The sequence below is a fragment of the Stutzerimonas zhaodongensis genome, from assembly GCF_003696365.1.
In the GTDB taxonomy this organism is placed as follows: domain Bacteria; phylum Pseudomonadota; class Gammaproteobacteria; order Pseudomonadales; family Pseudomonadaceae; genus Stutzerimonas; species Stutzerimonas zhaodongensis.
This window is the reverse complement of record NZ_RFFM01000001.1, coordinates 1,271,728-1,291,145: the sequence shown is the minus strand read 5'-3', so window position 1 is coordinate 1,291,145 and position 19,418 is coordinate 1,271,728. Positions and strand designations below refer to the sequence as shown.

Sequence of the window (19,418 nt, the reverse complement as noted above, 5' to 3'; positions counted from 1 at the left end):
AGATATGAGCCTTAATCCGAGAGACGTCGTCATTGTCGACTTCGGCCGCACCCCGATGGGTCGTTCCAAGGGCGGCATGCACCGCAACACCCGCGCCGAGACCATGTCCGCGCACCTGATCGATGGCTTGTTGGCACGCAACTCCAAAATCGACCCGGCCGAAGTGGAAGATGTGATCTGGGGCTGCGTCAACCAGACCCTGGAGCAGGGCTGGAACGTGGCCCGCATGGCCTCGCTGCTGACCCGTATCCCGCATACCAGCGCTGCACAGACCGTCAGCCGCCTGTGCGGCTCCTCCATGAGTGCGCTGCATACCGCCGCTCAGGCGATCATGACCGGTAACGGTGATGTCTTCGTCGTAGGTGGTGTCGAGCACATGGGCCACGTCGGCATGATGCATGGTGTCGATCCAAACCCGCAGCTGTCGCTGTACGCTGCCAAAGCGTCCGGCATGATGGGTCTGACCGCTGAGATGTTGGGCAAGATGCATGGCATCACCCGCGAGCAGCAGGATGCCTTCGGCGAACGTTCTCATCGTCTGGCGCACAAAGCGACCGTCGACGGCATGTTCAAGGATGAAATCATCCCGATGGAGGGCTACGACGAGAACGGTTTCCTCAAGGTCTTCGACTACGATGAAACCATTCGCCCGGAGACCACCCTCGAGAGCCTCGCCGCGCTAAAGCCAGCGTTCAATCCGAAGGGCGGTACCGTGACTGCTGGCACGTCTTCGCAGATCACCGACGGTGCGTCCTGCATGATCGTCATGTCGGCACAGCGGGCGCAGGATCTGGGTATCCAGCCGATGGCTGTGATTCGCTCCATGGCCTTGGCCGGTGTGGATCCGGCGATCATGGGTTACGGCCCTGTGCCGGCCACTCAGAAAGCACTCAAGCGTGCCGGTCTGACTATGGATGACATCGATTACGTGGAGCTCAACGAAGCCTTCGCTGCCCAGGCGTTGCCTGTCCTGAAGGATTTGAAGCTTCTCGACAAGATGGAGCAGAAGGTCAACCTGCATGGCGGCGCCATCGCACTGGGGCACCCGTTCGGTTGCTCGGGCGCTCGTATTTCGGGCACCCTGTTGAACGTGATGAAGCAGAACGGCGGTACGCTTGGCGTGGCTACGATGTGTATCGGCCTGGGTCAAGGTATCACCACGGTGTTCGAACGCGTCTAAGCTGTTCGTGACACGGAAACCGGGGCCACGTGCCCCGGTTTTCATTTTCAGAGATGCAATGTTTTTTGGAGACCTATCCGATGCAGGTTACCCCAGGCCGCTATCGTCACTATAAAGGGCCAGAATATAGGGTGTATGCCGTCGCCATGCATTCCGAAACCGAAGAACCGGTAGTGTTCTATCAGGCGCTGTATGGGGATTTCGGTCTATGGGTTCGGCCATTGTCGATGTTCACCGAGACGGTGGAAGTCGACGGCGAAACGCTTCCCCGTTTTGCTCTGATCGAAGCGGAACCGAGCCGATTTTGAGGCTCCTTCGGGCGTATTGGCTTAACCCTTGCGCTTGACCTCAGCTCTGTCGCCACTATATATAGCGGTGCTTTTCGGACAGAGTACAGGCAATGCCGCTCGGTTTCGGACGTTGAAAACCCACCGGGCCGCATGGTGGTCATCGGATATAGCAGCGAGTTCAAAGAAGTTGGCGTGAGCGTTCGCCCCTTCGGCAGTGCTGGAATTCGCTGCATTGCTTCTCTAGTTTTGGCAGGCTGACGTCGTTCGCGACACTGCAGCTACCATCTAAATTTCTCAGTTCACCTCTCGATTCAGGAACTCTCCTCTCCATGGGTAAATCGCTGGTCATCGTGGAATCACCGGCCAAGGCCAAGACAATCAACAAGTATTTGGGCAACCAATACGTGGTGAAGTCGAGTATCGGCCACATCCGCGACCTTCCCACCAGCGGCTCTGCCAACAAGGAGCCGGTCAAGCGCGGCAAGGCCGCATCGGCAGAAGCCCCTGCGCTCTCGCCGAAGGAGAAAGCCAAGCGTCAGCTTTTCACGCGGATGGGCATCGACCCAGAGCACGGTTGGAAGGCCAAGTACGAGATCCTGCCCGGCAAGGAAAAGGTCATCGATGAACTTCGTCGCCTGGCCAAGGAAGCCGATACCATCTATCTCGCGACCGACTTGGATAGAGAGGGGGAGGCCATCGCATGGCATCTGCGTGAGTCCATTGGTGGCGACGATAGCCGCTACAAGCGTGTGGTGTTCAACGAAATCACCAAGAAGGCCATTCAAGAGGCTTTTTCCAAGCCGGGTGATCTAGATATCAACCGGGTCAACGCTCAACAGGCTCGTCGCTTTCTCGATCGTGTGGTGGGCTACATGGTTTCCCCGCTGCTTTGGGCGAAGATTGCCCGCGGCTTGTCTGCCGGCCGTGTTCAATCTGTCGCCGTGAAGCTGGTGGTCGAGCGCGAACGGGAAATCCGTGCCTTCGTGCCAGAGGAATATTGGGAGGTGCACGCAGACCTCGCCACGGCGGACAACGCCACGGTTCGCTTCGAGGTCGCCCGTGAAAACGGCGAAGCCTTCAAGCCGCTCAATCAGTCCCATGCGATGGCTGCACTTGAGCAACTCAAGGATTCGAGCTACAGCGTTAGCAAGCGCGAAGACAAGCCGACCAGCAGCAAGCCGTCGGCGCCGTTCATCACCTCGACCCTGCAACAGGCTGCAAGCAACCGCCTCGGCTTCGGCGTGAAAAAGACCATGATGATGGCGCAGCGTCTGTACGAGGCGGGCTACATCACTTACATGCGTACCGACTCGACCAATCTGTCGGCTGATGCCCTGACCATGGTCCGTGGTTTCATCGAGGATGAGTTCGGCAACAAGTACCTGCCGGAAAAGCCAAACTTCTATTCCAGCAAAGAGGGCGCTCAGGAGGCGCACGAAGCGATTCGTCCTTCCGACGTCAATCTTCGTCCCGCTCAGCTGTCTGGCATGGAGCGCGACGCCGAGCGTCTCTATGACCTTATCTGGCGTCAGTTCGTCGCGTGCCAGATGCCGCCCGCCCAGTATCTGTCCACAAGCGTGACGGTTACCGCTGGCAATTTCGAGCTTCGTGCCAAAGGCCGCATTCTCAAGTTCGACGGTTACACCAAGGTCATGCCGCAGCAGAGCAAGAGCGGTGAAGACGACGTGCTGCCTGATATGAACAAGGGCGACGGGATGAAGCTGATCAAGCTCGACCCGAGTCAGCATTTCACCAAGCCACCGGCTCGCTTCTCCGAAGCGAGCCTGGTCAAGGAGATGGAAAAGCGCGGCATTGGGCGACCTTCTACCTATGCGGCAATCATCTCCACGATTCAGGACCGAGGATATGTCTCGCTGCATAACCGCCGGTTCTACTCAGAGAAGATGGGAGATATCGTTACCGAACGCCTCTCGGAAAGCTTCAACAACCTCATGGATTACGGCTTCACGGCCGGCATGGAGGAGAACCTCGACGACGTCGCCCAAGGTGAACGTGAGTGGAAGCACGTACTCGACGAGTTCTATGGGGACTTCAAGAAGAAGCTTGAGGTCGCCGAGGCCAGCGAGAACGGAATGCGCGCCAATCAGCCAACCCCGACGGATATCCCGTGCAAGGTTTGCGGTCGCCCGATGATGATTCGCACGGCCTCTACCGGTGTCTTCCTTGGCTGCTCTGGCTACAGCCTGCCGCCAAAGGAACGTTGCAAATCAACGGTTAATCTCATTCCGGGCGATGAGATCGCCGCGGATGACGAAGGTGAGTCGGAATCACGTGTTCTGCTGGGTAAGCATCGCTGTTCGATTTGCAGCACGGCAATGGACGCTTATCTCCTCGATGAGACCCATAAATTGCACATCTGCGGCAACAACCCGGATTGCACCGGCTACGAGATCGAGGAAGGTCAGTACCGCATCAAAGGCTACGAGGGGCCGAGTCTCGAGTGCGATAAGTGCGGAAGTGAAATGCAGCTCAAGACCGGTCGCTTCGGCAAGTTCTTTGGCTGCACCAATGCCGAGTGCAAGAACACGCGTAAATTGCTTCGCAGCGGCGAGGCGGCACCGCCAAAAATGGATGCCGTGAAGATGCCTGAGCTCAAATGCGAAAAAGTGGACGACACTTATGTACTCCGAGACGGCGCCTCCGGCTTGTTCCTGGCTGCGAGCCAGTTTCCGAAGAATCGCGAAACTCGTGCGCCCTTGGTCAAAGAGCTGCTTCCCCACAAGGATGAGATTGATCCGAAGTATCACTTCCTGCTGAGCGCACCGCAGAAGGACAATGAAGGCCGTCCTGCTGTCATCAGGTTCAGCCGCAAGACCAAGGAGCAGTATGTTCAGACAGAGGTCAACGGCAAGCCTACTGGCTGGAAGGCATTCTTCGATGGCGGAAAGTGGAAGATCGAAGACAAGAGCACCGGTAAATAGGCCTTAGCGGCAGGCTCAACCTGTAGCGTTTCAACCCTTGGGAGAGGTGCGTCATGGCTCACGAGCTCTACACCCGAACGAACCAGAAAATCTACTTTGCTGGGCTTGCCCTCGAGAACTGGCGTAGAGCTGAAGAAAAAGGCGCCATGAACGCACCAGGTCTAATCCAGGCGGAGCGCGAGGCGAGCATTTTCCATCTCTATGGTGCGTTGCTGAGTCTCTGCCATGAGATTGCCGGCTACTATCGGCTGCCCGACGCTGCCGCGCCGCGCGCAGAACTTCTGTTGGTGCGCTCTGCACAAAGCTCTTCACCGAGCCCCGAGTTGGCAGAGCTGATCGAAATGGCCGAGCACTCGGAAACCTGGCTGGCACAGCTGCTCAAGGCCAATGGCGGTTTGTTCGAGCCGCCACGAGCGCCGCTAAAGGCAAAGACGGACCCAACCATGCCCTTGATTGAAGCGGTTAGCGTGGGGGAGGAGATACCGGCGTTGGGGCGTGATGAGGTTGAGTCCTGGCGGCGCAACCTCAAAGAGCTTGCGCTGCGCTTTCGCGAGTCACTTACCGAGTGGTGAATACTTGTTCAGGTGACTATGCGATCGGGCGCACCTTCAAGTGCGAGACTTGAAACGCAACACCAATATGATGCCGCCCAGGATTGCCAAGCCAGCTGCGAGCAATCTGCCGGTCATGGCTTCGCCCAACAGCAAGATCCCACCTAGCGTAGTGATGAGCGGGACGCTCAGCTGCACACTTGCTGCTTGAACCGCTGCAAGGCCTGGAATCGCGGCGTACCAGATGGCATAACCAATTCCAGAGGCCAAGCCACCGGAGAGTAGCGCATAGATGACGCCAGCTTTGTCCCACTCCGCATCGTTCCAGGCTATCAGGCATAACACTGCTACCATCGGCAAAGTACGAATGAAGTTTCCTGCGGTTGCCGCCAGTGGGTCGGGCGTTCTTTTTCCGAGCAGCGAGTAAGCTCCCCAAGCACTCCCGGCGATTACCATCAATAGCGAGGATGAGGCCGAAGGTGTACTCGTACCCGGCACCAGCAGAGCGGTTAGTCCGCCTGCTGCCATGATCATGCCCCCGATCTGCAGTCGGCTCAGGCGCTCACCTTGTATGAGGCCCCATGAAACCATGCTCAACTGCACTGCACCGAAGAGCAGCAGGGCGCCGGCACCTGCATCGAGTTCTACGTAAGCATAGGAAAAAGCGGCTGCGTAACCGAACAGCGCAATTGCGCCGAACCAGTTGCCAGATCCCTTGGCATGCTGGCGGCGAATGAGCAGTAGCAGCCACAACACCAGAGCGCCAGCGGCCAGGCGCAATGCTGTGAAGCTGGCTGGGTCGATTTGGCTTTCACGCAGCGCCACCCGGCATAGCAGGGAATTGCCCGCGAAGGCGAGCATGGCCAACATGGTTAGCAACAGCGTTCTTAGGGTCATCTGGGCTAGGTTCGTCTTACAGGCGGGCCATCCTACTGTGCCTGCGCGCTCAGAAGCATCAGATTCCTGCTATCTGCGCGACCCGCTACGAATCCGAGGGCTGCCGAGAGGTTGGTCGACTGGTACAATGCGCCGTTTCACGGGGAGCAGATACATGCCAACGTCTTTTCTGGAAATCGTCGAGCTACCCGACGGCACCATCGTGCTGCGTCGCGCTGAGGATGAAGGCGTGTTGGTGACACTGGGATTTTCCGATGACGCCAAGACTTTTCTGCAGGGTCAGCACGTCGAAATCGCCAAGGCGATGTTCAATATAGGCGTGCAGATGGCAGGGCGCGTGTCAGAGGGGGAATTCGAGCGAGATGAAGAGGGGCCGCAAACGTTGCATTGAGCGCGCTTCGGGAAGGGCTTTCGGCACATCCATATGCCGGTGATATCAGCGGTCAGCCCAGTCGTATGTTCAGGCTTTGCGCATTGCCTTGAGCTGCTGCCACACGCAGCTTCAAGCGACTGGCTTTATCGAGACGCGGAAACCAGGTAATCACGGTGTGGCTGCACCCTGACACCAGTGCTTTGCATGCCAATTCGAGTGCACCCTGGGTTTCTCGAGCTTGCAGCAACAGAATGCGATCACGGTTGAATCCGGTCTCCCGCAGCCAGCTCTGCGAGAGCGCTGGAGGCGGAGCTATCAAGGTCAACCAGCGTGTGTCTGCTGCCTCGCTGAGGTCTCTGAGGATAGGGGCGAGTAACAGGCGGCAATGATCACCGCTGCCGCTCAGGGTCATTTCACTGAGACGATCGTCGGCAGGCTTGGGCGCAGGTATGACATCCCCAAACGGCGTTCGACGGTGTGCGATCAGCCCCTCGAATAGAGAGAGCTGCGGCGGCTTGCCAGCGGTGGGTTGGGGTTGATACTGCATGAACCTCTCCTTATCGACGAATCACGCCGACGCTCAAACCTTCGATAACCAGTTCCTGTTGCTCGAGATCGACCTCGATTGGTGCAAACTCGGTGTTCTCTGCCAGCAGCCACACCTTGCTGCCTTCGCGCTTGAAGCGTTTAACCGTGACTTCATCGTCGATGCGGGCTACTACGATTTGCCCGTTACGCGCTTCCCGTGTGGTGTGAACAGCCAAGAGATCGCCATCGAAAATGCCGATGTCTTTCATGCTCATACCCTGCACACGCAATAGGTAATCGGCCTTTGGCTGAAAAAATGAAGGATCAATCTGGCAGGATGTTTCGACATGCTGTTGCGCTAGAATTGGCGCGCCAGCAGCTACGCGACCAATCACAGGCAGACCGCTCTCTTCGGCAGCTGGCTCGAACCCCGGAATGCGTATTCCCCGTGAGGCGCCTGGCGTCATCTCGATAGCGCCCTTGCGGGACAGGGCTTTGAGGTGTTCCTCGGCAGCGTTGGGCGACTTGAAACCCAGCTCCTGAGCAATTTCGGCCCGCGTCGGCGGATAACCGTTGTCTTCAAGGCTTCTCTTGATGAAGGCAAGAATTTCTGACTGGCGGGGGGTCAGCTTGATCATGGGTGGTCTCTGTTCTTTTATACAGTGACTGGGATTATATACAGTGCCTTGTGCTTGGCAATCGTTGTTTCGTTGAAGGTTGGTGGGCGTTCGGGCAAGCTTTATATGCTTGGAAAGTTCCTCGGACGCTTTCTTTATTGACTTGCCAGGGGTTGAAACGTAAGTTTCAAACAGTCGTTCGTCGGGGGAGGGGGCATGGCGCAGTCGGAAACAGTGGAGCGTATTCTTGATGCAGCGGAACAACTGTTCGCTGAGAAAGGCTTCGCCGAAACTTCGCTTCGCCTGATCACCAGCAAGGCTGGCGTCAATCTCGCAGCTGTGAACTATCACTTCGGCTCCAAGAAGGCTCTCATTCAAGCTGTGTTCTCGCGATTCCTGGGCCCGTTCTGCATGAGTCTCGAGCGTGAGCTGGACCGGCGTGAAGCCCAGTCGGACAGGAAAGAAAATCTTGAAGAGCTGCTCGAGATCCTTGTCGAGCAAGCGCTAGCGGTTACTCCCCGCAGCGGCAATGACCTGTCGATTTTCATGCGTCTACTGGGGCTGTCCTTCAGCCAAAGCCAGGGCCACTTGCGGCGCTATCTCGAAGACATGTATGGCAAGGTGTTCCGCCGCTACATGCAACGCGTACACGAAGCCGCACCTGCTATTCCGCCGATCGAGCTGTTCTGGCGCGTACATTTCATGCTCGGGGCCGCCGCGTTCAGCATGTCTGGTATCAAGGCGCTGCGTGCCATTGCAGAAAATGACTTTGGCGCACGGACTTCGATCGAGCAGGTCATGCGCATGATGGTTCCTTTTCTGGCAGCGGGCATGCGGGCGGACTCAGGTGTAGCCGATCCAAACCTGGCCCAGGCCCATCCGATCGCTCGGCGTAACGCACTCGCCATGCCGGCCAAGGGCTAGGGTGCACGGTCAGGGACTGATCGGCTAAGCTTGCCGCCCATGACCACACTCGATTTTCTCCACATATCTATCGCTGACCAGATGCTCTACGGCTTCGTGGGCTCCCGACTTCGGGTCAGGATGCCTGTGTCGACCGCTCGCAACGGCGCAGGCGAACGTAATGGTTCCGGGTGCACGCCGCGTGGCGCCCATCGGGTACGGGCGCGCATAGGTGATGGTCTGCCATTTGGCGCGGTATTGCGAGGCCGGCGTTGGACGGGCGAGGTCTGGACACCCGTGTTGCACGAACAACACCCGGGGCGCGACTGGATTCTTACCCGTATCCTCTGGCTCAGCGGCTCTGAACCCGGATACAACCGCCTGGGGGATGTCGATACCTTCCGCCGCTACATCTATCTACACGGCACGCCTGATTCAGAACCCATGGGTGTGCCGCTCTCACACGGCTGCGTCAGATTGCGCAATGCTGACTTGCTCGATCTGTTCGATCTGGTGCCTACCGGTTGCGCCGTTTATATCGGCGAAGCTGCATGCCCGGATTGGTCGAGCGCAACGCTAGATTAAGGACTCGCTCACTTATATGCATGGCTCGTTAATGCTGGACATTGCAGGCACCTGGCTTACCGCTGAGGATCGTCACCTGCTGCGCCAGCCGGAAGTAGGTGGGCTGATCCTGTTCGCCCGCAATATAGAAAACCCGCGTCAGGTGCTGGCGTTATGCCGAGCGATTCGCGCGGTACGGCCAGACATTTTGCTGGCGGTGGACCAGGAAGGCGGGCGCGTTCAGCGATTGCGAAACGAGTTCGTGCGGCTTCCAGCGATGCGCGAGTTCGCAACGCGCGCCGATGCGCTTGAGCTGGCCGAAACGTGCGGATGGGTGATGGCGACTGAGGTACTCGGCGTCGGGCTGGACATCAGCTTCGCTCCGGTACTTGATCTCGATTACCAGCGCAGTGCCGTAGTTGGCTCTCGTGCGTTCGAGGGCGAACCGCAGCGCGCCGCCGAGCTGGCCGGGGCGTTTATCAGAGGCATGCATAGCGCCGGGATGGCTGCTACCGGTAAGCATTTCCCAGGCCATGGCTGGGCTGAAGCGGACTCCCACGTCGCGATTCCTGTCGACGTGCGTAGCCTGGACGAGCTCCGTGCGCGTGACATGTTGCCGTTCCGGCAATTGGCTAGAGAGCTTGATGCGGTCATGCCTGCGCATGTGATCTACCCGCAAGTCGACGATAAACCGGCCGGATTTTCTCGGCGTTGGCTGCAGGATATCCTCCGGGGCGAGCTCGGCTTTCACGGCGTGATCTTCAGCGATGATCTGTCGATGGCCGGAGCCCATGTGGTCGGTGATGCGGCGAGTCGCATCGAGGCGGCACTGATGGCTGGCTGTGACATGGGCCTGGTCTGCAACGACCGTGGCGCGGCTGAACTGGCGCTTTCTGCCCTTCAGCGCCTGGGCGTACAGCCATCTCCGGCACTAATCAAGATGCAGGCCCGCGAAGTGTGCTCGATGGAGTACAAGCAGAATCCGCGTTGGCGTGCCTCGCTTGCGGTGCTTAAGTCCGCTGAACTGATTGCATGATTAAGGAAATGAAGATGACAGTTCACGCCATTATCGGCGGCACCGGCCTGACTGAACTCCCTGGGTTGACCATCGATGAAGCAGTGCCGATGGAAACGCCTTTTGGTTCGCCCTCTGCCGATATCCTACGTGGTCGCTATGCAGAGCGTGATGTGCTGTTCCTTGCTCGTCATGGCCACCCGCATCGCATACCGCCGCATCAGGTGAATTATCGAGCCAACCTGTGGGCGCTGAAGAATGCGGGAGCTCAGGCGATCATTGCTGTGAATGCGGTGGGCGGCATTCACTCTGCGATGGGAGCCGGGCATCTGTGCGTGCCCCATCAGGTTATCGATTACACCTATGGCCGCGAACATACATTCTTCGAGGGCAACATCGATCATGTCACCCATATCGACTTCAGCTATCCCTACGATGAACCGCTGCGTCAACGTCTGATAGCCGGGCTTGCGGCCGAGGGTTTTCTCTTCAGCAGTCACGGTGTCTATGGCTGTACCCAGGGGCCGCGGTTAGAGACGGTTGCGGAAATCGCCAGGATGGAGCGTGATGGTTGTGACATCGTCGGGATGACCGGGATGCCCGAGGCGGTCCTCGCTCGAGAGCTTGAATTGCCCTATGCCTGCCTGGCGCTTGTGGTCAATCCCGCCGCCGGCAAGACCAGCGGCGTCATCACCATGGCGCAGATCGAAGCCGCGCTGGCCGAAGGTATAGTCAAAACACGGGCGGTGCTTGCTCGGGCACTGGCAAGCTAATTTGACCGGCAAGCTAATTTGGAAGGTGTCGTGCGGCATTGGAAGGCGCGATGTCAGTGACCGTATTGGGCACCGGTTCGCAACAACGGTATGGTAGTGGTAGCAAAGACGTAGCAGGTGGCTGCTAATTTCGCCAAACATCCATTGCAGGCGATTCGCTGCTTGCTACACTTGGGCGTCCTATGGAGTACCGGAATGCTTTGCCACGCACCTATAAGAAGAACATTCAGAGCTGTGGTTTTATTGAGCCTGCTGTCCGGCCTCGTGGGCTGCTCAACCTGGTTCAGTAGTGACTTCCAGGACCCTCGCGTTCAACTCAAGGACGTCGAGATCATCAAGGCAAGACTTCTCGAGCAGCAGTTCATGCTGCGTTTTCGCATCGACAACCCGAATGAGCAGAGCCTGCCTGTGCGCGGCCTGCTCTATACCGTCCACCTCAATGACATCGAGTTGGCGAGCGGGGAGTCCAGTGGCTGGACGACGGTGGCAGGCAAAAGCTTCGAATATTACGAAGTGCCGATCCATACCAATCTCTGGAAGCACATGAAGTACATCGTTCGATTGCTTGAAAAGCCGGACCGGCCCATTGCCTATCGTCTGGATGGAGAGTTGAAAACGGGCCTAATGCTGGGTCGGCGCGTGCACATCTCCACCAATGGCGAGATAATCCCCGGCAACTTTATCCCGGAGTAGCAGTACCGATGAATCAGGAAGCTCACGTGCACGGTCCCGATTGCAACCATGATCACGACCATGACCATCATGGCCATGTGCATGGTCCACATTGCAACCATAGTCATGACCCGGTTCGAAACCCGCTAAAGGATGTGGGTCGTAACGATCCCTGCCCGTGCGGCAGCCATAAGAAGTTCAAGAAGTGCCACGGAGCCTGAGCCGAGTATGACGCCCCTTGCCATCACATTACTCTTGACCGGCCTGCTGCTGATAGCGGCACTGGCCGGTTACGCGTTGTATCTGTGGCGGCGGGTCTGGGGCAGAGAGCGCCAGCTGGCGGACCAGCAGGCTCAGCAGCATGCCGCTCTGGCAGCTGACCTGCGGGTCCTTGCCGGCAGCTTGCTGCAAGAGCAGGTACCTCTGATCGAAGGCGCGATTCGAATCAAGGTGCTGCTCGACAATTACGATTCGAACCTGGGTCAGGATCCTCGCTGCCAGGTCTTTCAGTTGTTGTTCGAGGCCACCGAGCAGGTACCGACACACTCAGCCTGGAAGGCGCTGGATAAAACCGAGCGCCGCCGGCATGAGGCCAACTTCAGCGCGCTGGAACTGCAGCACAAGGCTGAGGCGCGTCGTTCCGCACGCTGGTTGCTGGACGAAGTACTGCCGAAGAACAGCGAAGCCGCCTGAGCAAGGCGGCACAACGCGCCACACCATCTATCCTCTGTTTTCGTACTGCCCTGCCTGTAAGGAGCCGTTGATGTCTCTGCGCCTGTCGTTTGTTCTGGTTCGTCTGACGCTCGGCGCTGCTTTGGCGGCTAGCGGTCTCACTGGCTGTCAGGCTTATCTGGACAGTCGCTACAGCGACAGCCTGCCGCCCGCGCAAGGTGTTCAGGCCATCACGGGGCTGGACAAGAGCGTTAGCATCCGGCGCAACTCGCTCGGTATGCCTTTGATCGAGACAGCCACCTTTCACGATGCGCTGTTCGGGTTGGGGTACATTCACGCAACCGACCGTTTGAGTCAGATGGTCAGTATGCGGCTGATGGCAGAGGGGCGTCTGGCCGAGATGGCCGGGCCCGGCGTTCTGGAAATAGACCGATTCATGCGCGCCGCAAATCTGCGGCAAAGCGCAGCCGTGCTGTACCGCGACAGCTCGCCGCGACTCAAGCGCTTCTTCGAGGTCTACGCTCGAGGGGTCAATGCCTACATGTTCCGCCATCGGGACAAGTTGCCGATGGACCTGGCCGCAGCCGGATATACGCCCGAGTACTGGAAGGCAGAAGATTCGGTCCTGGTTTTCTGCCTGCTCAACTTCGGGCTGGCGGTCAATCTTCAGGAAGAGCTGGCAGCACTGGTGCTTGCGCAGAAAGTTGGCAGCGACAGGCTCCCTTGGCTGCTACCCACCTACCCGGACGAGTCGCTGCCGTTCGCAGAGGCTGACAAGCTCAAGGGTCTGAAGCTGGGCGGTGACATTCCGGGGCTCGCGGCGGTTGATGCGGCAGCCTCGCAGGTCGCTTCGCTGAACATGCTGGGTGTCGCTGCCTCCAACAACTGGGCGATCTCCGGCAGCAACACCCGCAGTGGAAAGCCGTTGATGGCAAACGACACGCACCTTCCGTTATCCATGCCTTCTTACTGGAATTTCGTGCAGATCCGCTCGCCGAAATTCCAGGCCGCAGGGGTAACGATCGCCGGCGTGCCAGCCGTGGTAGCAGGCTTCAATGGCAAGCTCGGCTGGGGCATGACCATGGTCATGGGCGATACGCAGGATGTGTACCTCGAACAGGTGCGTCGCGAAGGTGGTCGCCTGCAATATCTTGCCGATGGCAAATGGCTGCCGGCCCGCGAACGCCACGAAACCTTCATCATAAAGGGCGAGCGACCGATCCGTGAAACGGTCTACGAGACGCGAAACGGGCCGCTGCTCAATAGCGTCCTTGGTGAGCGCAAGCATCCTCTGCAGCCCTTGCAGCTGAGCAGTGGCTACGGCTTGGCGCTGAAAACCGCGGCGTTGGATGGGGACCAGACATTGGACGCCTTCTTCGATCTGACCCGCGCGCAATCGGTCGATCAGGCGTTCGAAGCGACCCGAGACATTCGGGCAGCGGCGCTGAACGTCGTGTTTGCCGACCAGAACGGGACGGGGTGGCAAGTCACCGGGCGTTATCCCAATCGCCGCGCAGGACTGGGCCTGATGCCTTCTCCGGGCTGGGATGGCCGTTACGACTGGGACGGTTATGCAGATCCCATGCTGCATCCCTACGATCAGGATCCGGGCAAGGGCTGGTTGGCGACGGCTAACGAACGCACCGTTGCGAAGGGTTATGGCATGCAGCTCTCCAATTCATGGTATTACCCGGAGCGAGCCGAGCGCATCGCCCAACTGCTGGCTCAGGGCAGGCACGACACGCGCAGTGTCATAGCGATGCAGTACGACCAGACGACAACTTTCGCCGCCAAGCTGCAGACCATGCTTCAGGCGCCAGGAATGTCTGGCCCACTGAAGTCGGCCATCGATTCGCTGGCCGAGCCTGAACGAAGCAGGGCGCGCGAAGCGCTTTCTCGGCTACTGAGCTTCGACGGCAAGCTCGCAGCCGACTCATCCGATGCAGCGCTTTACGAAGCCTTTCTGATGGAATCGGCGCGCCAGATATTTCTCGACGAGCTGGGGCCGGAGAGCAGCGCTGCGTGGAAAGCTCTGGTCGAGACAGCCAACTCCTCCTATTCAGCCCAGGCGGACCACTTGTTAGGGCGTGACGACAGCCCCTTCTGGAACGATCAACGCACGCCTCAGCAGGAAGACAAGCCCGCGATCCTGGCGCGATCCCTTGCGGCTGCAGTCGCCCGCATGGAAGCTGCACAGGGTGTTGATCGCAACGCGTGGAGCTGGGGGCGCTTGCATACCTACAGCTGGAAAACCGGCACTACGCAGCTGGCACCTTACATGGCAGCCAGCCAGCGAGCCGGCATCAATACCATCAGCAATTACCTGGACCGCGGTCCCATTGCCGCCGGTGGTGATCACAGCACCCTCAACGTGGCCGCCTACCGCTGGGGGGACAGTTTCGACACCTGGTTGGTACCTGCGATGCGCATCATCGTCGACTTCGGACGCGATGAGCCAATGATCGGGCTCAATAGCTCCGGCCAGTCCGGCAACCCTGCCAGCCCGCATTACGCTGATGGCATCGAAGCCTGGCTGAAAGGTGGGTATATGAGCTTCCCCTTCAAGTCTGAAAACTTGGATAAGGTCTACGGTACCCAGCGCCTGCTGCTCACCCCCGCAACGCCGTAATGTGGATCTGCGCCGCCTGCAGCATGTGCGGCGCAGGTCCAGGCTTCGCCAGCCCTCTAGCTTTCCGCCCTGACCACTTCCAGCACGGTAATGGTCGTCAGATTGGTGTAGTGCCAGCGTACATCTACATCCCATAACCGAGTGCCATAGCGTCGCTCCGGTGAGGGTGTCTGATAGGCCGGCCGTGGGTCCTGCGCCAGGCATTGCTCGATGAGGGCGTGCAGCGGCTCATTCAGCCGCGCCGCTTCGCTGCGGGCCTGGTACAGGCTGGTTTCCGTCCACTGCACTTCAATGCGTTTCGGTGCGCCCTCAGCCAGCCCGTTATGGGCATCTGTGATGGCGTCGGCGTAAGGCACATAAGGCTTGATGTCGATAACCGGTGTGCCATCGAGCAAGTCAATACCAGACAGGTAAAGGCGGCCAGGTTCGATCCGCTCGAGTCTGACGACAGACTGCCCGATGCCATTTGGGCGATGTGTCGAGCGAGTTGCGAATACCCCCACCATTGTGTTCCCACCCAGCCGCGGTGGTCGCACGCGCAGGCGCGGTTCGGCCTCAAGCGCCTGGTGAAACAGAAACAGCAGCCAGACATGACTGACCTGTTCCAGTCCATCCAGCGCGTGGGCCTGGTCGAATGGAGGAATCAGCTCCAGCATGCCGCGCGCCGCTGGCGCTAGATGAGGTTGTCTCGGTATGGCGAATTTCTCCTTGAAGCAGGAGCGCATATAGCCAACTGGGGAAACGGTATGAGTCATGGCCGCTGCTTGGGTTCTGAAAGTCGCATCTTAACCAAAGCGCGCTTATAGGGCTTCAATGCTTGTATGGCGCCATGCATGTATCTCGAAACGTTTCCTGCTGATGAAGGTCTGAGCAAGGCTTGGTCTGCAAAGTTGAGCGTATTCGAGTATGATGCCCGCCCTTTTTTGGAATATGAGCTACGTTTGAAATTGGCTACGCAGTAGCAGGGTTCGCCGCCGCATCTGCATCGCAGTCGGCATTACTCGGCATATCACCTCTGGTATGGCCATCTTTTGTGCAGCGACTTCGCTGCCACATTGGCAGCGCATAGTCGCTGCCGCTCTCATCGCCTTGCGATGCCCTAATAAGCCAGAAAAGTTCAGGAGAAGAACGGATGAACGAGGCTGAGCTCTCACCCAATGGCACTGATACATCGCCGGACCGCATCAATCCGGTTGTTTTCTACAGTTCCGCCATCGCCATCGTGGTGTTCGCGATATGGACGATGTTCTTTACCGACTCATCGCTGGTCGTGATTAACGCTGTGCTTGGCTGGATATCCAACACTTTCGGTTGGTTCTACTTTCTGGCCGTACTGATATACCTTCTCTTCGTGGTCGTTATCGCCACCAGTCGCTACGGCAAGATCAGGCTTGGCCCTGATCACTCCAAGCCTGAATTCAACGTCGTGACTTGGGCGGCAATGCTGTTTTCGGCGGGTATCGGGATCGACCTGCTGTTTTTCTGCATCGCAGAACCCATCACCCAATTCCTCGAACCGCCAGTGGGCGAGGGTGGCACCGTGCAGGCCGCCCGCCACGCCATGGAACTTACCTTTCTGCATTGGGGCCTGTCTGGCTGGGGCGTGTATACGCTTGTCGGCATGTCCTTGGCCTATTTCAGTTACCGCCAGGGTTTGCCGCTGTCGATTCGTTCATCGCTGTATCCGATTTTCGGCAAGAAAATCTACGGGCCGATCGGGCACACCGTCGACACTGCAGCAGTACTCGGCACAGTCTTCGGTATCGCGACCAGCCTTGGCATCGGCATCATCCAGCTGAACTTCGGGCTCAATTACATCTTCGGCGTACCAGAGGGCACTGTGACTCAGGCCGTACTGGTGGTGCTGATCGTAGTGTTCTCGGCGATATCAGCCGCGACCGGCGTGGAGCGTGGGATTCGCCGGCTATCGGAATTCAACATGCTGTTGGCCGTGGGCCTGTTGTTGTTCGTGCTCTTCGCCGGGCAGACGACCTTTCTGCTGAATGCGCTGGTGATGAACATTGGCGATTATTTTTCCAACTTCATCAGTTTGTCGTTCGATACCTACGCCTACGATCAACCCACCGACTGGTTGAACGCCTGGACAGTGTTCTTCTGGGCCTGGTGGATTGCGTGGGGGCCATTCGTTGGCTTGTTCCTGGCGCGTATCTCGCGCGGCCGGACCATTCGTGAATTCGTCGTGGGTACGTTATTACTGCCCTTGGCATTCATGATGGCCTGGATGTCGATCATGGGTAACAGCGCTATCGACATGGTCATGGATGGCGCAGTCGAGTTCGGCGCTGAAGCGATAGCCAACCCTGGATCCTCGATCTATCTGTTCCTGCAGAGCCTGCCCTGGGCGGGGCTCACCACAGCAGTGGCGACCATTCTGGCCATCGTGTTTTTCGTGACATCGGGCGACTCGGGTTCGCTCGTCCTGTCCAACTTCACCTCCATCCTCAAAGATGCCAACAGCGATGCGCCAGTCTGGATGCGCATACTCTGGGCGGCAATCATCGGCGTGTTGACACTGGCACTGCTGATAGCCGGCGGGCTCACTGCGCTACAGGGCACGGTCGTCATCATGGGCTTGCCGTTCTCCATCGTCCTCCTGTTCATGATGGTCGGGTTGTTCAAGGCCCTGCATGTGGAAGGGGTGATGACGGACAGTTACCAGAAGAGCCTGTCGGGCCAGCTGTCGGGGCGCGCGACGCTGGAGCACGCGCACATGAACTGGAGTCAGCGGCTTTCGCGTGCCATGAGTTTCCCCAGCCTGTCGCAGATCCGCCGCTACCTCAAAGAGGTGTGCAAGCCAGCCATGGAAGAGATCCAGAAAGCGCTTGGCGAGAAAGGCGTGCCGGTGGAAATCATCGAAGGTGAGGCAGGCAATGAGCATCTGATCCTCAACGTCAACCTGGGCAGCGAGATGGATTTCACCTATCAGATCTGGCCGGTGCGCAGCTCGATGCCGTCATTCGCTGTGCGCACGCAGAGCAGCAGTGCGCATTACTACCGACTCGAGGTGCATCTGCGCCAGGGTAGCCTGGGTTACGACCTGATGGGCTACTCGCGCCGTCAGCTGATCGAGGACATCCTCGACCACTACGAACACCACATGCAGTTTCTGCATCTGCAGCGCGAGAAAGGCACCTTGGCTGATGGCGCGTCCGAGCCGGGCGCCCCTGGCGTCAGCTGACTCCTGGCCATGACGGGCCTACCGGCCCGGCCATGGCATTTCCACACATCAGCGGTGACCCACGAGGTCTCCGCTGCCTGGACATTGCAAGAGGTATGAAATGGCCCGTTATCCGCGGCAACAACTCTATATAGACGGCACCTACGTCGATGCGAGCGGCGGGAAGTTCTTCGAGAGCATCAACCCGGCCAACGGCGAAGTGCTCGCAGAGGTCGCTCAAGCCTCCGCGGCTGATCTTGAACGAGCAGTCGTCAGCGCAGAAAAAGGCCAGAAGATCTGGGCCGCGATGACCGCCATGGAGCGGTCGCGTGTATTGCGCAAGGCCGTCGACCTGCTCCGTGAGCGTAACGACGAGCTGGCGCTGCTGGAAACGCTCGACACCGGCAAGCCGCTGATGGAAACACGCAGCGTCGATATCGTTACCGGCGCCGATGTGCTGGAGTACTACGCGGGCCTAGCGCCGGCCATCGAAGGGGAGCAAATCCCGCTGCGGGACACCAGCTTCGTCTATACCCGGAGAGAACCCTTGGGCGTGGTCGCAGGTATAGGGGCCTGGAACTACCCGATCCAGATTGCGTTGTGGAAAGCCGCGCCGGCGCTGGCTGCCGGCAATGCGATGATCTTCAAGCCCAGCGAAGTGACCTCGCTGAGTGCGCTCAAGCTTGCCGAGATCTTTACCGAGGCTGGTTTGCCGGCGGGTGTGTTCAACGTACTGACTGGCACGGGCGCTGAGATCGGCGCGCTGCTTACCGAGCATCCACGCATCGTCAAGGTCTCCTTCACAGGCGGCGTGACGACTGGCAAGAAGGTCATGGCCGGCGCGGCGAGCTCTTCGTTGAAGGACGTAACCATGGAGTTGGGCGGCAAGTCGCCGCTGATCGTTTGCGACGATGCAGACCTGGACCGGGCTGCAGATATCGCTGTGATGGCCAATTTCTTCAGCTCCGGCCAGGTCTGCACCAACGGTACCCGCGTATTCGTACCGCGCGCTTTGATGGGCGAGTTCGAAGCCAGGCTGCTGGAGCGGGTAGAACGCATTCGTATGGGTGACCCGCAGGATGAGCGGACCACCTTCGGTCCTATGGTCAGCTTCGCGCACATGCAGAACGTGCTCGGTTATATCGCCAAGGGCAAGGCGCAGGGTGCGCGACTGCTGTGTGGTGGCGAGCGTGTCACCAGCGGCGAGTTCGGCCGGGGCGCCTACATCGCGCCGACAATCTTCAGCGACTGCACCGACGACATGATCATCGCCCGCGAAGAAATCTTCGGGCCGGTGCTCAGCCTGCTGGCCTACGACGATGAGGACGAGGCAGTCCGCCGCGCCAACGATACCGACTATGGGCTCGCCGCCGGTGTCGTGACACGTGATCTGGTCCGCGCGCACCGCATCATCCATCAGATGGAAGCTGGGATCTGTTGGATCAATACCTGGGGTGAGTCCGCCGCGCAGATGCCCGTCGGTGGCTACAAGCAATCCGGAATCGGCCGCGAGAACGGTATCTCGTCGCTGGCGCACTACACGCGGTTGAAATCCGTGCAAGTGGAACTGGGCGAGTTCGCTTCGGTTTTTTAGAGCGATCGAGCAGGTCCGGGCGCGCAACACAGCTGCTCGC

19 protein-coding genes are annotated in these 19,418 nt (G+C 58.8%); 15 read left to right on the top strand and 4 right to left on the bottom strand.

The features are described from left to right. Window positions 1-4 precede the first annotated feature (4 nt). The 4 genes from fadA (at window position 5) to EA797_RS05875 (ending at window position 4,984) form a co-directional block, all read left to right on the top strand. Window positions 5-1,180 (top strand): acetyl-CoA C-acyltransferase FadA, encoded by a 1,176-nt coding sequence (gene fadA, locus EA797_RS05890; RefSeq protein ID WP_122164200.1) that lies wholly within the window; start codon window positions 5-7, stop codon window positions 1,178-1,180. Between the two features lie 80 nt (window positions 1,181-1,260). Beyond that, the gene (locus tag EA797_RS05885) at window positions 1,261-1,488 is read left to right on the top strand and encodes a DUF1653 domain-containing protein (RefSeq protein WP_122164199.1); all 228 of its coding nucleotides are present in this window, start codon (window positions 1,261-1,263) and stop codon (window positions 1,486-1,488) included. A 311-nt stretch (window positions 1,489-1,799) separates the two neighbouring features. Next, the gene (topA, locus tag EA797_RS05880) at window positions 1,800-4,412 is read left to right on the top strand and encodes a type I DNA topoisomerase (protein WP_122164198.1); all 2,613 of its coding nucleotides are present in this window, start codon (window positions 1,800-1,802) and stop codon (window positions 4,410-4,412) included. Window positions 4,413-4,465: 53 nt separating this feature from the next. Next, the gene (locus tag EA797_RS05875) at window positions 4,466-4,984 is read left to right on the top strand and encodes a DUF6586 family protein (RefSeq protein WP_122164197.1); all 519 of its coding nucleotides are present in this window, start codon (window positions 4,466-4,468) and stop codon (window positions 4,982-4,984) included. Between the two features lie 36 nt (window positions 4,985-5,020). Here EA797_RS05875 and EA797_RS05870 read toward each other — a convergent pair whose 3' ends face one another. Beyond that, complete coding sequence (locus EA797_RS05870; RefSeq protein WP_122164196.1) at window positions 5,021-5,860, bottom strand: DMT family transporter; 840 nt, start codon at window positions 5,858-5,860, stop codon at window positions 5,021-5,023. Between the two features lie 154 nt (window positions 5,861-6,014). Here EA797_RS05870 and EA797_RS05865 point away from each other — a divergent pair, with 154 nt between their 5' ends. Next, on the top strand, window positions 6,015-6,251 hold the full coding sequence (locus tag EA797_RS05865; RefSeq protein WP_122164195.1) for a hypothetical protein: 237 nt from the start codon (window positions 6,015-6,017) through the stop codon (window positions 6,249-6,251). A gap of 52 nt (window positions 6,252-6,303) precedes the next feature. Here the strand turns inward: EA797_RS05865 and sulA are convergent, their stop codons facing one another. Next, window positions 6,304-6,780: an SOS-induced cell division inhibitor SulA gene (gene sulA, locus EA797_RS05860; protein ID WP_122164194.1), complete on the bottom strand. Its 477-nt coding sequence runs from the start codon at window positions 6,778-6,780 to the stop codon at window positions 6,304-6,306. Window positions 6,781-6,790: 10 nt separating this feature from the next. Beyond that, window positions 6,791-7,399 (bottom strand): transcriptional repressor LexA, encoded by a 609-nt coding sequence (gene lexA, locus EA797_RS05855; RefSeq protein ID WP_122164193.1) that lies wholly within the window; start codon window positions 7,397-7,399, stop codon window positions 6,791-6,793. 195 nt (window positions 7,400-7,594) lie between these two features. On the opposite strand from lexA, the gene EA797_RS05850 reads away from it, so the two are divergent. The 8 genes from EA797_RS05850 (at window position 7,595) to EA797_RS05815 (ending at window position 14,606) form a co-directional block, all read left to right on the top strand. Next, a complete protein-coding gene (locus EA797_RS05850; RefSeq protein ID WP_122164192.1) occupies window positions 7,595-8,302 on the top strand; it encodes a TetR/AcrR family transcriptional regulator in 708 nt (235 codons plus the stop codon). A 39-nt stretch (window positions 8,303-8,341) separates the two neighbouring features. After that, complete coding sequence (locus EA797_RS05845; protein ID WP_122164191.1) at window positions 8,342-8,866, top strand: L,D-transpeptidase; 525 nt, start codon at window positions 8,342-8,344, stop codon at window positions 8,864-8,866. Window positions 8,867-8,882: 16 nt separating this feature from the next. Continuing rightward, a complete protein-coding gene (gene nagZ, locus EA797_RS05840; RefSeq protein WP_122164190.1) occupies window positions 8,883-9,881 on the top strand; it encodes a beta-N-acetylhexosaminidase in 999 nt (332 codons plus the stop codon). Window positions 9,882-9,895: 14 nt separating this feature from the next. Further along, window positions 9,896-10,633 carry an S-methyl-5'-thioinosine phosphorylase gene (locus tag EA797_RS05835; protein WP_122164189.1) on the top strand — a complete coding sequence of 246 codons (738 nt, stop codon included), beginning with the start codon at window positions 9,896-9,898 and terminating at the stop codon, window positions 10,631-10,633. Between the two features lie 195 nt (window positions 10,634-10,828). Next, the gene (locus EA797_RS05830) at window positions 10,829-11,326 is read left to right on the top strand and encodes an LEA/WHy family protein (protein ID WP_122164188.1); all 498 of its coding nucleotides are present in this window, start codon (window positions 10,829-10,831) and stop codon (window positions 11,324-11,326) included. Between the two features lie 8 nt (window positions 11,327-11,334). Further along, the gene (locus EA797_RS05825) at window positions 11,335-11,526 is read left to right on the top strand and encodes an SEC-C metal-binding domain-containing protein (RefSeq protein WP_122164187.1); all 192 of its coding nucleotides are present in this window, start codon (window positions 11,335-11,337) and stop codon (window positions 11,524-11,526) included. Window positions 11,527-11,533: 7 nt separating this feature from the next. Continuing rightward, window positions 11,534-11,998 carry a DUF2489 domain-containing protein gene (locus EA797_RS05820; protein ID WP_122164186.1) on the top strand — a complete coding sequence of 155 codons (465 nt, stop codon included), beginning with the start codon at window positions 11,534-11,536 and terminating at the stop codon, window positions 11,996-11,998. Between the two features lie 70 nt (window positions 11,999-12,068). Beyond that, window positions 12,069-14,606: a penicillin acylase family protein gene (locus EA797_RS05815; protein WP_122164185.1), complete on the top strand. Its 2,538-nt coding sequence runs from the start codon at window positions 12,069-12,071 to the stop codon at window positions 14,604-14,606. A gap of 56 nt (window positions 14,607-14,662) precedes the next feature. On the opposite strand, the gene tsaA is transcribed toward EA797_RS05815, so the two are convergent. Next, on the bottom strand, window positions 14,663-15,361 hold the full coding sequence (gene tsaA / locus EA797_RS05810; protein ID WP_122164184.1) for a tRNA (N6-threonylcarbamoyladenosine(37)-N6)-methyltransferase TrmO: 699 nt from the start codon (window positions 15,359-15,361) through the stop codon (window positions 14,663-14,665). Between the two features lie 377 nt (window positions 15,362-15,738). Between tsaA and EA797_RS05805 the strand changes: the two genes are divergently transcribed. Both EA797_RS05805 and betB read left to right on the top strand, forming a co-directional pair. Further along, entirely contained in the window at window positions 15,739-17,805 is a 2,067-nt protein-coding gene (locus EA797_RS05805; RefSeq protein ID WP_122164183.1) for a choline transporter, read from the top strand. A gap of 100 nt (window positions 17,806-17,905) precedes the next feature. Then, complete coding sequence (gene betB / locus EA797_RS05800) at window positions 17,906-19,378, top strand: betaine-aldehyde dehydrogenase (protein WP_122164182.1); 1,473 nt, start codon at window positions 17,906-17,908, stop codon at window positions 19,376-19,378. Window positions 19,379-19,418: the final 40 nt, after the last annotated feature.

What these genes read in the sequence shown, in the direction of transcription:
- fadA (WP_122164200.1), top strand. Translation starts at nt 5, where the DNA reads ATGAGCCTTAATCCGAGAGACGTCGTCATTGTCGACTTCGGCCGCACC.
- EA797_RS05885 (WP_122164199.1), top strand. Translation starts at nt 1,261, where the DNA reads ATGCAGGTTACCCCAGGCCGCTATCGTCACTATAAAGGGCCAGAATAT.
- topA (WP_122164198.1), top strand. Translation starts at nt 1,800, where the DNA reads ATGGGTAAATCGCTGGTCATCGTGGAATCACCGGCCAAGGCCAAGACA.
- EA797_RS05875 (WP_122164197.1), top strand. Translation starts at nt 4,466, where the DNA reads ATGGCTCACGAGCTCTACACCCGAACGAACCAGAAAATCTACTTTGCT.
- EA797_RS05870 (WP_122164196.1), bottom strand. Translation starts at nt 5,860, where the DNA reads ATGACCCTAAGAACGCTGTTGCTAACCATGTTGGCCATGCTCGCCTTC.
- EA797_RS05865 (WP_122164195.1), top strand. Translation starts at nt 6,015, where the DNA reads ATGCCAACGTCTTTTCTGGAAATCGTCGAGCTACCCGACGGCACCATC.
- sulA (WP_122164194.1), bottom strand. Translation starts at nt 6,780, where the DNA reads ATGCAGTATCAACCCCAACCCACCGCTGGCAAGCCGCCGCAGCTCTCT.
- lexA (WP_122164193.1), bottom strand. Translation starts at nt 7,399, where the DNA reads ATGATCAAGCTGACCCCCCGCCAGTCAGAAATTCTTGCCTTCATCAAG.
- EA797_RS05850 (WP_122164192.1), top strand. Translation starts at nt 7,595, where the DNA reads ATGGCGCAGTCGGAAACAGTGGAGCGTATTCTTGATGCAGCGGAACAA.
- EA797_RS05845 (WP_122164191.1), top strand. Translation starts at nt 8,342, where the DNA reads ATGACCACACTCGATTTTCTCCACATATCTATCGCTGACCAGATGCTC.
- nagZ (WP_122164190.1), top strand. Translation starts at nt 8,883, where the DNA reads ATGCATGGCTCGTTAATGCTGGACATTGCAGGCACCTGGCTTACCGCT.
- EA797_RS05835 (WP_122164189.1), top strand. Translation starts at nt 9,896, where the DNA reads ATGACAGTTCACGCCATTATCGGCGGCACCGGCCTGACTGAACTCCCT.
- EA797_RS05830 (WP_122164188.1), top strand. Translation starts at nt 10,829, where the DNA reads ATGCTTTGCCACGCACCTATAAGAAGAACATTCAGAGCTGTGGTTTTA.
- EA797_RS05825 (WP_122164187.1), top strand. Translation starts at nt 11,335, where the DNA reads ATGAATCAGGAAGCTCACGTGCACGGTCCCGATTGCAACCATGATCAC.
- EA797_RS05820 (WP_122164186.1), top strand. Translation starts at nt 11,534, where the DNA reads ATGACGCCCCTTGCCATCACATTACTCTTGACCGGCCTGCTGCTGATA.
- EA797_RS05815 (WP_122164185.1), top strand. Translation starts at nt 12,069, where the DNA reads ATGTCTCTGCGCCTGTCGTTTGTTCTGGTTCGTCTGACGCTCGGCGCT.
- tsaA (WP_122164184.1), bottom strand. Translation starts at nt 15,361, where the DNA reads ATGACTCATACCGTTTCCCCAGTTGGCTATATGCGCTCCTGCTTCAAG.
- EA797_RS05805 (WP_122164183.1), top strand. Translation starts at nt 15,739, where the DNA reads ATGAACGAGGCTGAGCTCTCACCCAATGGCACTGATACATCGCCGGAC.
- betB (WP_122164182.1), top strand. Translation starts at nt 17,906, where the DNA reads ATGGCCCGTTATCCGCGGCAACAACTCTATATAGACGGCACCTACGTC.